This is a genomic window from Streptomyces sp. NPDC002490, assembly GCF_040296045.1.
Taxonomy (GTDB): domain Bacteria; phylum Actinomycetota; class Actinomycetes; order Streptomycetales; family Streptomycetaceae; genus Streptomyces.
The window spans coordinates 1-15777 of record NZ_JBEOWM010000085.1 but is presented as its reverse complement, the minus strand read 5'-3'; the positions used below and the strand labels follow the sequence as shown (position 1 = coordinate 15777).

Here is a 15777-nt window from a genome sequence, read left to right as displayed (position 1 = left end):
ACGCCCTCACCACCACCCCACCCACCCCGTCCGGAACCCACTGCTGCACCTGCGGACGCTGGACCACCGCCCCCGTCGTCATCGGCTACGCCAGCACCCGCGACACCGGGTTCACCACCCACCACGCCTGCCCCCACCACCTGACCGACCCCGGCCCCTGCACCGCCGACCACACGCGAGCGGACCGGAGCTGACTGCCCGTCCGACGTGTCGGAGGCCGGGATCGGGTCCCGTGCGCGCGGTTCCGTTTCCGGTGGCCGGGCGACCGTCATGAGTCGGCGTACTCATGCGTGTGGGCTCGTCCGGGGGGCAGGGTGGTCCCGTCAAGACGGTTGATCAGGGGAGGGTGTCGTGACGCGTCTGAGGAACTCGTTCGTGACGGCGGTGTTGGCGGCCGGTGTGCTGGCCGGGGCCGGTGCCGCGCCGGCGACGGCGGCAGGTGGGCTTCTTCCGCATCCGGGCCCGGACGGCCTGGTGTGGGTGGAGGAATCGGTCGGGACCGGGGGCGTGGCGTCCGGTGGTGCGTCGGCGGGCCTGCCCACGGTGCTGACGGTGGCGTGCGAAGGAGGCGGCACGGTGAACGTGACGATGGAGTCGCAGGGGCACCGGGTGGCCGGCTTCACCGTGGACTGTCCCGTCGGCGCCGCGGGTGCGGGTTCGGCGGTCATGGCGGCGGGGGTGGTGCGGCCGGGGTCGTTCACCGTCGGGGTCGACGCCTCCGACGAGAGCGTCCGGTGGGCGTTGACGGTGACCCAGCCCGAGTAGCACCCGCGAGCCGGAGGAACCGGGGGCGGGGGAGCGCGGTGCGCTGCTCCGCCCCCTACGGGAAGACCTGCTGGCCAGGCCGGGCAAGTGACGCTCGTACCGCCGGGCTCTGGTCAGGCCGGCGCGGCGGGCGAGCCGCCGGCCGCGTACCAGTCGGCCGCGGCAGCCGCGGACCGGGCCACTCGTTCCCGGGCCTCGGGAGGTCCGAGGACCCTGACGTCCGCTCCGAAGGCCAGGAGGGAACAGACGTCGTCGAGGTGCAGGAACTCCAGTTCCAGCCGCTGCCACGCGCCGTCGGGCCCGTCCTGGACGGGCCCCTCGGCGATCCCGCCCGGATGGAGGCTCAGGATCCGGCCCAACGCGGAGGCACGCACCAGCGCGGTCACCCGCACGTCGAAGGCTCGGTCGCCCTTGACGCAGCGAAGGGATTCCCAGACGTCCACCAGCTCCAGCCCTGGGCGCCGACGGACCGGCTCGTCGATGACCGTCGCCGAGCACACCCGGTCGGCGCGGAACATGCGGGGCTCCCCGGACTTGTCCGCGACGAGGTACCAGACACCCGCCTTGACGACGAGCCCATAAGGGTCGAGGAGGTAGTCACGGGGCTCCGTCGCGCCACGGGGGCGGTAGAGCAGCCGAAGCCTCCGGTCCGTGAAGACGGCCGAGTTGAGGACGTCCAGGTCGACCGCGGGCCGCGGCGCCAGCCAGCGGTTGGGGTCCACCAGGATCCGTCTGCTCGTCAGTTCGGCCGCGGGCCGGTGTGCTGCGGGGAGTGCGGCCATCACCTTGCGGAGGGCGGAGGCAAGGGCCGCGTCGAGGCCGAGCGCGGAGTGCGTCCCTTTGGCGGCCAGGAGGAACAGGGCTCGGGACTCGTCCTCGGTGAGGCCGGTCATGTCGGTGCGGAAGCCGGGCAGCAGGGTGATGCCACCGTGCCGCCCGCGTTCGGTGTACACGGGAACGCCCGAGGCGGACAGCGCTTCGACGTCCCGGTAGATCGTCCGGACCGACACTTCCAGCCGCTCGGCCAACTCCGCGGCGGACGACAGCCCCCGGGTCTGGAGCAACAGCAGGATCGACAACAGTCGCTGGGATTTCACAAGATCGGCCGCTCCGGAAAACCTGACGGTGGATGTCAGGTTATCCCGCCAGAGTGTGTCGGGCCGGGGGCAGGAAGATCCCGCGGCCCACCCGTCGTCGGCTCAGCCGCGAGGCGCCCGCGTGCAGGTGGGCCGGGCTTCCTCGGGCCGGCGGCACCGGCACCGCGCGGCGACCGGCACCCTCTCTCCAGCCGCCGACGGACCGACAGCCGCCGACGGACCGGCCGGACACCCGTACCCGCACCCGCGTATCGATATCGCTTGGCGAGGAGCCGAACCATGAACGATCCCCGTCCGCTGTTCGAGCAGGCAGCCGACCAGTTCGCTGACGTGCTGACGGCGGTGACGCCGGAGCATCTCGGCCGTCCGACGCCGTGTACGGAGTTCGACGTACGGGCGTTGCTGTCCCATGTCGTCGGGGGCACCCGCCTGTACGCGCACCTGGGCGAGGGAGGAGGGTACGAAGGGGCTCTCCCAGAGGTGGAAGGGGTGGCGGACACGGAGTGGAGCGCCGCCTACGAGGACGCCCGCCGCCGATTCACCAAGGCGTGGCTGGACGACGCCGGGTTGGCGCGGACGGTGGCCCTGCCCTGGGCCACCATGTCCGGCGCCGAGACGGTGGGCAGCTACGTGCTGGAGACCGTGACCCACACCTGGGACCTCTCCCAGGCGCTGGGGCATCCGGTCGCCCTGGACCAGTCACTGGCCGCGACGATCCTGCCGATCGCCCGAGCCGCGCTCCCCGCGGACCTCCGGGGCGGAGCCGTCCCGTTCGCGGCGGTGCGCGAGGCCCCGGCCGGTGCCGACGCGTACGAGCAGCTCGCCGCCTGGCTCGGCCGCGCTGTCTAGTCGGCCCGGGCCGGTGACGATCCGCTCGGGCCGCAGGGCGCTGCGGCGTTCCGGGCCGGGGCGGATCGTCACCGCATCCGACTCGACGGAGTGGAACCGCGCGCGGCCGGGGCGGTCATGCCCAGCCCCGCGCCCGGTGCCGCCGCGCGTACGACCAGGTGACCGCCGTCATCAGGGCCGGGACGGCGAGCAACGGGGCGAAGGCGAGGGCCCACACGGTCTGCGCCGCGCCGCTCGACAGGTACGTCTGGCTCTCGACGGTGAAGGCGACGACGAGTTGCCACAGGGCCACCAGGACCAGGACGGCCGAAGCGGTCCAGGCCAGCGCGGCGAGGGTCCGGGGGCGCAGGGGTCGCCACCGGTCGCTGACGAGGAGCAGCGGGAGCAGGGCGGCCAACTCGGCGAGGACGGAGAGGCCGACGGTGTACGCGACGCCCCACCCCGGGATGTGGAAGACCTCGCGCAGGACCCGGTCGCTGTAGCCGACGTGGACACCGGAGGCCATGGCGATGCGCCACAGACCGGACGGCAGGGCGCACAGGGCGATGGCGTGGGCGGCGCGGCGGGCCCAGGCGGGGGCGGAGCCGTGGGACGGGAGCGGAACGGTCGCGGTCGTCATGAACACCATGCTGGTCGTGGACATGACGGCCACGCATCGTCCGCCGCGGCGGACCGGCTCCCCCGCGCGGTTGAGGACGCGTCCTGCCGAGGTACGACCGGGGTGGGACGGGCCGGTGGTCGGTGGTCTGCCCAACCAACCGGCGCAGGATCGTTTCCGCGGTGGCGCCGATGCGTCACGGCGAGGTTCGCGCCGTGGTCCGGCGCCCGTCCCGGGGGCCTGCGACGGGGTCGTCCCGGGCTCCCGAGCAGTGAAATCCCGTCGCGGTCGGGGCACAGCTCGGCCACCGCCCGCCGAATCGACGGACGCGTGTGCGGGAACCCTGGAGGGTAAGTGCCAGGATGCGCCGGTGGGGGGCCACCGCGCACGGACCCGTGAAGGGGGAACGCGGTGGGGGCAGAACCGAACGACGGACGGGACGGGCCGGCCGACCGGCCGACCGGAAGCAACGCACCGGCCGGGGACGGCGCACCGGACGGGGGCCGCACCACCGGCCCGGCCGGCGCCCAGGGCCCGCCACCGGCCGACCCGCCCGCGCCGGGCTGCCTCGGCCTGCCGGTCCCCACGCCGCCGCCGACCGCAGCGGGCCGGCCGACGCCGCCGAACCCGCCCGAGCCACCGGCTCAGCCCCCCGCACCGGGCTTCGGCCCGCCGCCCGGCCAACCGCCGGGCCCCACGCCGGGCCCCACGCCGGGCGAGGCCCCCGCCGGGTCCTTACCCCCGCCCCCCGCGGCCCCGCCCGCTCCGGGCGGCCCGCCGCCCGGGTACGGCCACGGGTACGGGGCCCCACCGCCCGGGTACGGCCACGGGTACGGAGCCCCACCGCCCACCGGCCCGCCCGTCGCCCCGCGCGGCGAGGCCAACCGGGCGCAGGCGGCCGTGGTGGGCCTCCTCAACCTCTCCTGCCTCGGCCTCGGTTACCTGCTGCTGCGCCACTGGGTCGGGGCGGTGCTCTGCTGGATCGCCACGGCCGCCTTCCTGGTGGTCGCGCTGCCCGCCGACGTCGACGGGGTCCCCGCCGGGCCCCTCATCGGCTACGGGTTATTCCTGCTGCTGGCGGCTGCCGACGGGGCCCGCCGCGGTCTGCGGGCGGACCTCCGCCTCAAGGACGCCCACCGCCGCCTCGCGCTCCCGCTCGCCCTGGTGCTGCTCGCGGTCCCCGCCGGGGGTTCCCTGGCGTACGGGTCGGCCCGCGAGGAGGCGAGGGAACAGGCGCTGCTCGACCGGCTGGACGGCGCCGACCGGCTGGTGGCGTCCGCCGAGGGCCTGCCCTTCGACAAGGCCCAGCCGATCTACCGCAAGGCCCTCGCCACGTACCGGGACCTCGGTACGGAGCACACGGGTTCGCGGGCCGGGAAGCTGGTGCCCGACCGGTTGGACGCGTACTACGAGCAGGTCTCCGCGCCGTACGAGCGGGAGGCGTACTGCGACGCGGTCGCACCGCTCACGTACCTGAGGGAACTGCCCCGCACCGTCGACCGGGACCTCCTCGGCACCCGGCCCGACAAGACCGACGAGCCGCTGGCGCACTCCCTGTACGAGTGCGGGGTGGCGGCGCTGGGCCTCGGGACGGCGCAGCCGGCGGCCGAGAAGAGCCTCAACGCGCTGTACGACACCTTCCCCGAGTCCGCCCACGCGGGCAAGGTCGAGCCGGCCGTCCGGGCCGCGCTCGGGACCAGGACGGCTGCGCTCAAGGGGGGCGGCACCGCCCCCTGCGAGACGGTGGGCGAACTGCGGGTGCTGCGCGCGTCCCTGGGCGTCCTGCGGGATTCCGCCGCCCGGGGCGTGGCAAAGGACGCCGGGGCGGCGGTCCAGAAGGGCGACTTCGCCTGCGGCACCGCGCAGTTCAGGAACAAGGACTTCGCCGAGGCCGGCGAGACGATGACCCGGTACGCGGCGGACTACCCGCGCAGCCGGCAGGCCGCGCACGCCCGCTCCATCGCCATCGCCGCCGAGATCGCGGAGGAGGAGCCCGCCGCCGGCAGGAAGCTGCCGCCCGCCGAGGAGCCCGGCGGCTCCCGGATGGTGATGGTCGTCAGCAACGACGGCCCCGACCCGGTCGAACTCCTCTACACCGGCCCGGTCTCCGGTCGGGCCGACCTCAAGGCGTGCGCGGACTGCACCACCTACAAGGAATCGCCCTTCCTGGGCTCCAAGAAGAAGATCAAGGCGTGCAAGGGACCGTCCTCGAAGTACCCGAAGACGACCCTGCTGTTGCCCGCCGGCGACTACCACTTCCTCCAGAAGACCTCCAGCACCTCCGTGCTCAGGGACACCAAGTCGAGCAAGCAGAAGATCGAGTCGGGTTACAGCTACACCTTCTGCCTGTACACCACCTCGTTGTTCTAGGGCCCGCGCCCGGGCCGGGCGGTCGGGCCGTCGATCACGGCGGCCCGACCGGCCCGCCTACAACAGGGACGTCACGACCTCGGCGGAGACGGACCGGGCGGCCCGTTCCACCGCGCTGGCCAACAGGGCCAGGTCGGTGGGGCCGTTGCCCAGCTCCCGCACCGGGCGGCGGGCCGGCGGGTCGCCCATCCGCTCCCAGTCGACCGGGACCACGGTGGGCCGCAGCGTCGCCGTCCGCGGTATGCGTCCGGTGACCCGGCCGGCCTGGAACCCGACGGCCGTCCCGGCCCGGCCCCGGACCGTGCCCCGGCCGGGGCCGGGTTCCTCGGGACCGACCCGCACCGGGTCGAGGACGACCCGGACGCCGGACCGGCGGGCCGCCTCGCTGGCCTCCACCCGGGCGCCGCCCGCCGAGGCGGTGACCAGGTGCACCCCGAGCCGTTCGCCCTCCCGGGCCACCGCCTCCAGGGCCCGCACCACGGACCCGGCGGAGGGGCGTCCGGTGGAGCCCAGCGCGGGTGACAGCAGGGCGTCGAAGTCGTCGACCACCACGACCAACCGGGGGAGCGAGGGCCCGACGACGGCCGGCCGGCGCGCCCGGGCGGGCCGCAGCCGCAGGGTGGTGCTGGGCGGAGCGTCCAGGTCCCCCGCACCGGGTCCGCCGGCACCGGGACCGAACCCGAGTGCCGCACCGCCCGCACCGGCGGCGGACGGGGTCGCCCCGGAGCCCGGCCCGCCGCGCTGCGCCACCACCCGGCCGGTGGCGGGGGAGGGCGGCGCCGGGGGCGCGGCGGGGGCGCGGTCGCCGCGGTGCCACCGGCCGAAGTCGAGCGGGCCGAGCAGTTCGGCCCGGCGCTTCAGCTCCGCACTCAGCGCCTGCGCGAACCCCCGCATGCGCACCGGGTCGTTGGCGGGGAGGTAGGTGGTGACGTGGGGGAGTTCCCCGCACACCACGAGGCCGCCCGGGCCGTCCTGCGGCGGGGTGCCGGGGCCGCCGGCGGTGTCGTGCCCCTCGACCAGGACCAGCGACAGCCGGTCGGGGCGCTCGGCGGCGGCCAGCGAAGCGGCGATCGCGCGCAGCAGCTCCGTGCGTCCGCTGCCCGCCGGGCCCTCGACCAGCAGGTGGGGGCTGTCCCCGACGAGGTCCACCGTCACCGGGCCGTGCGGCCCGGCGCCGAGCACCGCCCGGGCCCGGCCGCCCGCGTCCTGCGGGTCGTCGGCGGCGTCGGCCCACCGGGCCTGGAGCGAGGCGGGGGTGGCCCGGGCGAGGCCCAACTCGTCGAGCAGACGGGCGGACCGGGGGAGCGGGGCGGCGGCGCGCGGCCCGGGGCCGTCGCCCTCCGCGCGCAGCGGGGCCAGGGCCCGGGCGAAGCGCTCGGCCCAGGCGGCGGAGACGGCGTCCACGGCCGCGGCGGTGCCGTCCCCGGCGACCCGGCCGCCGGCGATCCGCACCAGCCGGACCTCGGTGGCCACGTCCCCGCTGAGCAGGGCGACCGCCCCGCACCGCCGGAACGCGGGCACCGCCGCGCAGGCGGCCTCGTACCCCTCGGCGACGCGCGGTCCGCCCGGCGGCGGCTCCGGCACGGCCCCGGGGACCGGTTCCGCTTCGGGGTCCACCACCACCCGGGTCACGGAGGGCAGCGCGGGGGTGTCGGCCAGGCACAGCACGTGGATGCCGGCGGTCGGGCCGTCCGTGCACAGCCGGTCCACCGCGGTGCGCAGGGCGGTGGAACCGGGGTCACCGTCCACGACGAGCACGGTGAGGGTGTCCTCGGCCCCACCACCGCGTGAGCCGTGTGCGCCGGCGCGTTCGTCCAGGGTCCGGACCAGTTCGGTGGTGCGGGCGCCGGCCTGGTCGGCGTCGTAGGCGAGCAGGAGCCGGCAGTCCTGGCCGCGGCCGGGCCGGGTGTGCGGGAGCCAGCCGACCCAGGACCAGGCGGCGACCCGTTCGGCCGCCGGACGGTCCCGGTCCGTGCCGAGCAGGACGATCTCCAGGGTCTCGGGGGCGTGGAGCGCGGAGAGCTGCGCGATCAGGGACCGGGCGACGCCCAGGATGCGCGGGCGCGGGCCCGCGAGCCCCAGCGCGCCCACCTCGCGCAGTCCGACCGTCACCGGGACGCCCGCCAGGTAGCCCGTGCCACCCGGGGCGGGCCGGTCGGCGGTGCCGAGGCGCACGGTCAGGGCCTCGGGGTGGGCGTGGTCCCGCTCCCACAGCCGGGGGCCGGGCCCCAGTGCGGTGAGCAGCAGGGTGGCCGGGTCGGGCCAGAGTTCGGGGGTGGCCGCCGGGTCGACGGCGAAGCCGCCCTCCGCGTATCCGGTGGCGGCGCTCGGCGCGGCCGGCCGGGTCGAGGTGACGGGGCCCACGTCCGGGTGCGGGGCGGCGGGGTCGGTGTCGCGCCCGCCGCGCAGTCGGCGCGCCCAGGCGGACAGCCCGCCCCGGCGGCGGACCTCGGTCCGCGGCGGTTCGGCGTCGTACGGGTCCTCCTCGTACCGGGCGCCGTCCGGGGGTTCGTCACCGGCCTGCGGTCCGGCCCGGAAGGGGGGCGCCCCCCGGTCGGCGGGCCCGTGCGCGTACCCGGTGCCCTCGCCGGAACCGTCCGTACCACCGGGTCCCTCGGGGCCACCGGGGCGGCGGGCGTGCGGTACCGCCGCCCCGACGGCCGCCGCGTCCGCGGGGCGCGAGGGTCCCCGGGCTCCCGGTTCGGCTCCGTCGCGGGGGGCCGTCGCGGGCCCGCCCACCCTGACGAACCCCTCCCCGTCCGGCACGGTGGGCACCGGCGGGGGCGCCTGGCGCGGGTCGGCCAACCGCAGCGTGGATTCGCCGAGTTGCAGCAGTGCGCCCGGTTCCAGGGGGACCGGGCGCCGGCCGAGGTCGGCGCCGTACAGCCGGGTGCCGTTGGTGGAGCCGAGGTCGGCGACGGTCACCCGGCCGCCGTCGACGGGGGTGACCGCGCAGTGCAGTCGGGAGACGTCCGGGTCGTCGAGCGGGATCTCCGCGTCGGCGGAGCGGCCGATGCGGACCGGTCCGCCGTGCAGCAGGTGCACCCCGCCGGCGTCCGGGCCGCCCACCACCTGGAGTTGGGCGACCGCGCCGGTGGTGTCGGGGCCGGGGCCCGGGGCGGTGGGCGCGCCGAGCGAGAGCACCGCCCCGTCCAGCAGCGGCGGTTCGCCCAGGACGGCGCGCTGCGGGTCGAGCCGCTGCGTCCCCGCGTAGACGGACATCGGCCCGTCGCCGCCCGCCACGGCCGAGACGAGGCCGGAGGCCACGGCGGCCAGCGGGGTGCCTCCGGGCGCGGTGATCAGGACGTCCCGTGCCGTCGCGCGCCCCGCGGCTTCGGGGCGTGACCCGAGGACGGTCAACCGGATCTGCATCGCCGACAGCGGTCCCTTCTGCGGATGCGCCCGGCTCGGATGGGCCGGGGCCGTGCTGTGATTCCCCCACCGCACTCCGGGCACGTAGACCAAATACGGGGGCATCCTCGCACCTGCTGCCGACAACACGCCCGGCCGCCACCTGTTCGTGATCTTGATTGGCCGGCTCTGCTCGGAAAAGTGCCTGTTCAATGCGGTCGCCGAACCCGTTCCAGACCGTTCGGTGACTCTTCGCGCCCCCTTGACGTCGCTCGGCGTCGAACGGCGTTCCGCCCGCCGCCCCGGCCTCCGGTGGGCCGCGCCACACCCGGCAACCGGAACGCCCCCGCTCACGTCCTACCGACCGACGACGGCCGGCAGCGGGCCGGCGAGGGAGTGCGGGGAGCCGATGGACGGCTGACACGTGAAGCGGAGCCGGGGAAACCGGCGCCAGGGCCCCGGAACAGCCGGTACGGGCCGCGCCGGGCGTCGGGAGCGGTGCCCGGCGCCCGGCTCCGCGCCGGTACGACCCGGTGGACGCGGGGTGCGGCACTACAGTGGGGCGGAACGCCCGGTGCTCCCGGGCCCCGCCCCGGCCCGCAGCGGCGCCGGACGCGGGGGCGGGGCGGACCGGTCGGTGGTGCTCGTGGGCCCGGAGCGTCCGGGTGTGACGGAAGCGTCCGGATGACCCCCGGCGGACGGGGGTAGTCCGCAGGAGCCACCGCCGTGCGGGTCGCGTCCGGTCACGTCCGACCGGTTCCGATCGACCCGGGCGCCCGACCGGACACCACCCAGCAGACCCGACCCGTCCACCACCCGATCCAGACCGACCCAGAGCAGGGAGCGCATGACGTGCGGCCGGTAGGAAGCAAGTACCTCCTGGAGGAGCCGCTCGGGCGCGGTGCCACGGGCACCGTCTGGCGCGCGCGGCAACGCGAGACGGCGGGTGCCGAGGCGGCCGTCCCGGGGCAGCCCGGCGAGACCGTGGCCATCAAGGTCCTCAAGGAGGAGCTGGCCAACGACGCCGACATCGTCATGCGGTTCCTGCGCGAGCGGTCGGTGCTGCTCCGGCTCACCCACCCCAACATCGTCCGGGTCCGCGACCTGGTCGTCGAGGGGGACCTGCTCGCCCTGGTGATGGACCTGGTCGAGGGCCCCGACCTGCACCGCTACCTCCGGGAGAACGGCCCGTTCACCCCGGTCGCGGGCGCCCTGCTGACCGCGCAGATCGCCGACGCGCTGGCCGCCAGCCACGCGGACGGGGTGGTGCACCGGGACCTCAAGCCCGCGAACGTCCTGCTGCGGCAGGACGGGGGCGGCATGCACCCGCTGCTCACCGACTTCGGGATCGCCCGGCTCGCCGACTCGCCGGGCCTGACCCGCACCCACGAGTTCGTCGGCACCCCCGCCTACGTGGCCCCCGAGTCCGCGGAGGGCCGTCCGCAGACCAGTGCCGTCGACATCTACGGCGCCGGCATCCTGCTGTACGAGCTGCTCACCGGCCGTCCGCCGTTCGGCGGCGGCAGCGCCCTCGAAGTGCTCCACCAGCACCTGAGCGCCGAGCCGCGCCGTCCGTCCACCGTGCCCGAGCCGCTGTGGACGGTGATAGAGCGCTGCCTGCGCAAGGACCCCGACCAGCGGCCCGGCGCCGAGAACCTGGCCCGGGCGCTGCGCGTGGTGGCCGAGGGCGTCGGGGTGCACGCCAACTCGGCGCAGATCGCCGCCGCCGAGGGGGTGGGCGCACTGCTGGCGCCGGACCCCTCGCCCACCGCCGTCCCCGAGGTGCCCGGCGCCGCCGACCCCACCGCGGTGCTCCCGCACACCGGGGCGCCCGCCCCCTTCGCCGGCGCCCACGACCCGAACGCGGCCACCAGCTTCCTGCCGTCCACCGCGGCCCCCGGCGCCGCCGACCCGACCGCGGTCCTGCCGAGCACCGGCCCCGCCGCCGACCCCACCGCCGTGCTGCCCCCGGTGCCGGGCCACGCCCCCGGCGCGCCGGGCGGCCCCGACGATCCGCACCCCTGGCAGAACCAGCTGCGGGCCGCGCGCGACCGCAACGAGCAGACGCAGGTGCAGTACCTCGACCCGAACGAGGACCCGTTGCGCCGGCGCCCGCAACGTCAGGCCCCTCCGCGTCCTCCGCAGCAACCGCAGCAGCACCAGCCCCACCAGCCCCACCAGGCTCCGCAGCACCAACCGCAGCAGCGGTACGCGCCGCAGCACCAGGCTCCGCCGCCCCCGCAGCCCCAGCAGTACGCCCCGCCGCCCCCGCCGCAGCGGTACGCGCCCGCCCCGGTCCCCGAGCGGCAGCCGCAGCACTACGCCCCGCCGCGGGAGCCGGCGCCCCGCGCGCCCCGGGAGCCGCGTCCGCCGCGCGAGCCCCGGCAGCGCAGCGCCAACCCGATGCGCATCCCCGGCCTCGGCTGTCTGAAGGGCTGCCTGTTCACCTTCCTGATCCTGTTCGTCGCGGGCTGGCTGATCTGGGAGCTGAGCCCCCTCCAGGAGTGGATCGGCACCGGAAAGGGCTACTGGGAGCAGCTCGGCGACTGGTTCGGACAGTTCACCGGCCTGATCGGCGATCTGGTGGGCAGCGGCGGGGAGGAGAGCGGCACCGGCGGCCAGACCGGCGGCGGCACCAAGCCCTGACCCCGGCCGAGCTGGGTGACTTGTCGACATTCCAGGGGTGATTCGGCCCCGCGGTGTGCCGGTCGCCGATCCGGACGCGTAGCTTTGTCGCCAACACGCGTCCGTAGGAGCAGCCTTGGCACGGAAGATCGGCAGCCGGTACAGCGCGCACCAGATCCTGGGCCGCGGCAGTGCCGGCACGGTGTGGCTGGGCGAGGGTCCCGAGGGGCCCGTCGCCATCAAACTGCTGCGTGAGGACCTCGCGGCCGACCAGGAACTGGTGGGCCGCTTCGTCCAGGAACGCACCGCCCTGCTCGGGCTCCACCACCCCAACGTGGTCCCCGTCCGCGACCTGGTCGTGGACGGCAACGACCTCGCCCTGGTCATGGACCTGGTGCGCGGCACCGACCTGCGCTCCCGGCTCGACCGGGACCGCAGGCTCGCCCCGGAGGCCGCCGTCGCGATCGTCGCCGACGTCGCGGACGGGCTCGCCGCCGCGCACGCCGCGGGCGTCGTCCACCGGGACGTCAAGCCCGAGAACGTCCTCCTCGACATGCAGGGCCCCCTCGGGCCCGGCGGCAGCCACCGCGCGCTGCTCACCGACTTCGGGGTGGCCAAGCTCATCGACACCCCGCGCCAGGTCAAGGCCACGAAGATCATCGGGACCCCGGACTACCTGGCCCCCGAGATCGTCGAGGGACTGCCGCCGCGCGCCGCCGTCGACATCTACGCCCTCGCTACGGTGCTCTACGAACTCCTCGCCGGGTTCACCCCCTTCGGCGGCGGGCACCCCGGCGCGGTGCTGCGCCGGCACGTCACCGAACGGGTGGCCCCGCTGCCCGGCATCCCCGACGAGCTGTGGCAGCTGATCGTCCAGTGCCTGGCCAAGGCCCCCGCCTCCCGGCTGCGCGCCTCCGAGCTGTGCGGGCGGCTGCGGGAGCAGCTGCCGCTGCTCGCCGGGATGCCGCCGTTGAACGTCGACGAACCCGACGACTCCGAGGAGCCGGGGGACCAGGACGGCGCGGACGGGTTCGACGGCGCCCGGGAGGTCGACCCCGAGGCGAACGCCTCCGAACCGGACGGCGCGCCGCCGGCGCGCCGCGCCGCGGTGGCGCTGGTGCCCGGGCCGGCGCCCGACTCCAACCGGGACACCCACACCAGCATGCGGGTGCCCGAACGGGACGAACTGGACGGCGGGGCGCACGGCACCGCCCGGGTGCCGCGGGCCGCGGGGACGCCGCGCCCCGGCTCCGCCCGGAACCGGGCGGCCGTCACCCGCCGGCGCCGACTGGTGCTGGGCGCGGCGGCGGTGGTGCTGGCCGCGGCGGCCGGGGTGACCGCCTGGGCGGTCGGGGACGAGGCCCCGCCGAAGGCCCCGGGCAGCTCCACGGCCCCGTAGCACCGGGCCCGCCGTGGGCGCGAGCCCGGCAGCGGACCCGAGCGGTTACGCTGGAGCCGTGGCAGTCGTCGACGTATCCGAAGAGCTCAAGTCCCTCTCCTCGACCATGGAGTCGATCGAGGCCGTCCTGGACCTCGACAGGCTGAGGGCGGACATCGCCGTGCTGGAGGAGCAGGCCGCGGCCCCCTCCCTCTGGGACGACCCGGAGGCGGCGCAGAAGATCACCAGCAAGCTCTCGCACCTCCAGGCCGAGGTGCGCAAGGCGGAGACGCTGCGCGGCCGGATCGACGACCTGTCCGTGCTGTTCGAGCTGGCCGAGGCCGAGGACGACGCGGACACCCGCGCCGAGGCCGAGAACGAGCTGACCGAGGTCCGCAAGGCGCTGGACGAGATGGAGGTGCGCACCCTCCTGTCCGGCGAGTACGACGCCCGTGAGGCCCTGGTCAACATCCGGGCCGAGGCGGGCGGCGTGGACGCCGCCGACTTCGCCGAGCAGCTCCAGCGCATGTACCTGCGCTGGGCCGAGCGCCACGGCTACAAGGCCGAGGTCTACGAGACCTCCTACGCGGAGGAGGCGGGCATCAAGTCCACCACCTTCGCCGTCCAGGTGCCGTACGCCTACGGCACCCTCTCGGTGGAGCAGGGCACCCACCGGCTGGTGCGGATCTCCCCGTTCGACAACCAGGGCCGGCGCCAGACCTCGTTCGCGGGCGTCGAGGTGCTGCCCGTGGTCGAGCAGTCCGACCACGTCGACATCGACGAGTCGGAGCTGCGCATCGACGTGTACCGCTCCTCCGGCCCCGGCGGCCAGGGCGTCAACACCACCGACTCCGCGGTCCGCATCACGCACCTGCCGACCGGCATCGTCGTCTCCTGCCAGAACGAGCGCTCGCAGATCCAGAACAAGGCGACCGCGATGAACGTCCTCCAGGCGAAGCTGTTGGAGCGCCGCCGCCAGGAGGAGCAGGCCAAGATGGACGCGCTGAAGGGCGACGGCGGCAACTCCTGGGGCAACCAGATGCGTTCCTACGTCCTGCACCCCTACCAGATGGTCAAGGACCTGCGGACGGATTACGAGGTCGGCAATCCGCAGGCGGTGCTGGACGGCGAGATCGACGGCTTCCTCGAAGCCGGAATCCGCTGGCGCAAGCAGCAGGAGAAGTAGCGGCGACGGTGGGGGAGCGCGGGGCGCTCCCCGTGCACCGCCCTACTTCTTTGTCGACAAGGTAACTCCGACGGGGATTCCGCCCTTCTCGTGCGAGTGAATTCCGCGGATATCCCCGAACGCCCCCGGAGCCCCGTCCGTCCGGGCCCGACTGCCGCCCTCGGGGCGGCAGTTGTCGCATCCGCCCGTGTTCCGTGTCACCGTCGCATAAACCTCGAACCCCTAAGTGCCCTTATTTCGGGCATCACGCGCGCAACGGCCTTGACGCGTTTACCGAAACTGGGAATGGTGAACGCGGCATGCGCATCTCTGGGGTGTGTGTGAACGGGGTGATGGTGCGCGGCGAGGTCGTTTTCGCAACGCGCGGTACTTCCCCCTGGAGTCCACGGCCCCGGCGCTGCTCCATTGACGATGAGCTACTGGGGGTAGCAACCAGATGACCAAGAAGACCCGGGTCCGAGTCGCACGGATCGCGGCCGGCGCGCTGATCGCCGCCGGAGCGTCCCTCACCGTGGCGGGCGCGGCCCAGGCCCTCACCGCTGCCGACGCCGGCAGCGCGATCACTCCCTCCGACGACCCCACCATCCCCGGCCCGACCACCGCGGGCGGCTCCAGCGGTGACGCCACGACCGGCGAGACCACCACCGGCGAGACCACGACCGGCGAGACCACCACGGGCGAGACGACGACCGGCGAGACCACCACGGGCGAGACGACGACCGGTGAAGTCACCACCGGCGGGGTCACCACCGTGGGCGGCGCCACCACCACGGGAACCTCCGGTGCTACCGGCACCACTGGTACGACCGGCACTACGGGAACCACCGGCACGACGGGCAACACCAGTACCACGGGCACCTCCGGCACCACTGGTACGACGGGCACCTCCGGCACCACCGGCACCGACGGCGGCAACATCGGCACCTCCGGCAGCACCTCCACGGGCAGCACCGGCACCTCCGGCGGCGGTGACGGCGACGATGACGACGACGACACCGGCACCTCCGGCGGCAACAGCATCGGCGGCAGCACCAGTAGCGGCAGCACCAGCGGCGGAAGCACCGAGGGCTTCGACCCCGCCGGCGACCGGATCTCGCAGCGAGACACCAAGGAGAACCTGACCGACACCGGCTCCCAGCCGGCCTACCAGGCCACCACCGGTTCCGGCACGGCCGGCACCGGCGGCACGGGTGCCACCGAGCAGGGCAAGGCCAAGGACGAACTCGCCGAGACCGGCGCCATGGAGACCACGTTCCTGCTGGTCGGCGCCGCGACGATGATCGCCGGCGGCATCGGCTTCCGGCTGCTGCCCCGCCTGGTGGCGGGTGGCCGCACCGCCGCCTGATCCACCCGGAACGGACCGATCGCCCTGACGCCCGGCGGCGTCAGGGCGGACCGGTCACCCACCGTGCGCCGACGCGCCACCAACGGTGAGGGCCCGGAGCGTCACCCTTGGGTTCTATCGGTCCTCGCAACACCCGCGATGTGTGGGAGTTGCGAGGACCGTGGCTGTTGGACGCGATGATCTTGCGGGGTTGCGGGAGCGTTTTCTTGCGCG

General features: G+C 75.4%; 11 protein-coding genes. 8 read left to right on the top strand and 3 right to left on the bottom strand.

All coding sequences use genetic code 11. From position 1 onward, the window contains the following. Both ABT092_RS29920 and ABT092_RS29915 read left to right on the top strand, forming a co-directional pair. Nucleotides 1-194: hypothetical protein (locus tag ABT092_RS29920; protein ID WP_351249456.1), on the top strand; the 194-nt coding region annotated here is incomplete at its 5' end. Nucleotides 195-351: 157 nt separating this feature from the next. Beyond that, on the top strand, nucleotides 352-765 hold the full coding sequence (locus ABT092_RS29915) for a hypothetical protein (protein WP_351249454.1): 414 nt from the start codon (nucleotides 352-354) through the stop codon (nucleotides 763-765). Nucleotides 766-878: 113 nt separating this feature from the next. Here the strand turns inward: ABT092_RS29915 and ABT092_RS29910 are convergent, their stop codons facing one another. Further along, nucleotides 879-1862, bottom strand: coding sequence for a helix-turn-helix transcriptional regulator (locus tag ABT092_RS29910; protein WP_351249452.1), 984 nt, complete (start codon nucleotides 1860-1862; stop codon nucleotides 879-881). Between the two features lie 279 nt (nucleotides 1863-2141). On the opposite strand from ABT092_RS29910, the gene ABT092_RS29905 reads away from it, so the two are divergent. Then, nucleotides 2142-2711 carry a TIGR03086 family metal-binding protein gene (locus tag ABT092_RS29905; protein WP_351249450.1) on the top strand — a complete coding sequence of 190 codons (570 nt, stop codon included), beginning with the start codon at nucleotides 2142-2144 and terminating at the stop codon, nucleotides 2709-2711. Nucleotides 2712-2826: 115 nt separating this feature from the next. On the opposite strand, the gene ABT092_RS29900 is transcribed toward ABT092_RS29905, so the two are convergent. Further along, entirely contained in the window at nucleotides 2827-3339 is a 513-nt protein-coding gene (locus ABT092_RS29900; RefSeq protein ID WP_351249460.1) for a hypothetical protein, read from the bottom strand. A gap of 381 nt (nucleotides 3340-3720) precedes the next feature. On the opposite strand from ABT092_RS29900, the gene ABT092_RS29895 reads away from it, so the two are divergent. After that, the gene (locus tag ABT092_RS29895) at nucleotides 3721-5679 is read left to right on the top strand and encodes a hypothetical protein (protein WP_351249448.1); all 1959 of its coding nucleotides are present in this window, start codon (nucleotides 3721-3723) and stop codon (nucleotides 5677-5679) included. Nucleotides 5680-5736: 57 nt separating this feature from the next. On the opposite strand, the gene ABT092_RS29890 is transcribed toward ABT092_RS29895, so the two are convergent. Then, a complete protein-coding gene (locus tag ABT092_RS29890; protein ID WP_351249458.1) occupies nucleotides 5737-9051 on the bottom strand; it encodes an FHA domain-containing protein in 3315 nt (1104 codons plus the stop codon). Nucleotides 9052-9882: 831 nt separating this feature from the next. Here ABT092_RS29890 and ABT092_RS29885 point away from each other — a divergent pair. The 4 genes from ABT092_RS29885 to ABT092_RS29870 all read left to right on the top strand — a co-directional run bounded on the left by ABT092_RS29885 (nucleotide 9883) and on the right by ABT092_RS29870 (nucleotide 15564). Next, nucleotides 9883-11676, top strand: coding sequence for a serine/threonine-protein kinase (locus ABT092_RS29885; protein WP_351249446.1), 1794 nt, complete (start codon nucleotides 9883-9885; stop codon nucleotides 11674-11676). A gap of 115 nt (nucleotides 11677-11791) precedes the next feature. Further along, entirely contained in the window at nucleotides 11792-13054 is a 1263-nt protein-coding gene (locus ABT092_RS29880; protein ID WP_351249444.1) for a serine/threonine-protein kinase, read from the top strand. A 58-nt stretch (nucleotides 13055-13112) separates the two neighbouring features. Continuing rightward, a complete protein-coding gene (gene prfB / locus ABT092_RS29875; RefSeq protein ID WP_351249442.1) occupies nucleotides 13113-14219 on the top strand; it encodes a peptide chain release factor 2 in 1107 nt (368 codons plus the stop codon). 436 nt (nucleotides 14220-14655) lie between these two features. Continuing rightward, complete coding sequence (locus ABT092_RS29870; protein ID WP_351249440.1) at nucleotides 14656-15564, top strand: hypothetical protein; 909 nt, start codon at nucleotides 14656-14658, stop codon at nucleotides 15562-15564. Nucleotides 15565-15777 lie beyond the last annotated feature (213 nt).

Bases quoted from the DNA above. Each gene is read 5' to 3' on its own strand.
- ABT092_RS29890 (WP_351249458.1), bottom strand. From the start codon at position 9,051: ATGCAGATCCGGTTGACCGTCCTCGGGTCACGCCCCGAAGCCGCGGGG.
- ABT092_RS29870 (WP_351249440.1), top strand. From the start codon at position 14,656: ATGACCAAGAAGACCCGGGTCCGAGTCGCACGGATCGCGGCCGGCGCG.
- ABT092_RS29900 (WP_351249460.1), bottom strand. From the start codon at position 3,339: ATGGTGTTCATGACGACCGCGACCGTTCCGCTCCCGTCCCACGGCTCC.
- ABT092_RS29905 (WP_351249450.1), top strand. From the start codon at position 2,142: ATGAACGATCCCCGTCCGCTGTTCGAGCAGGCAGCCGACCAGTTCGCT.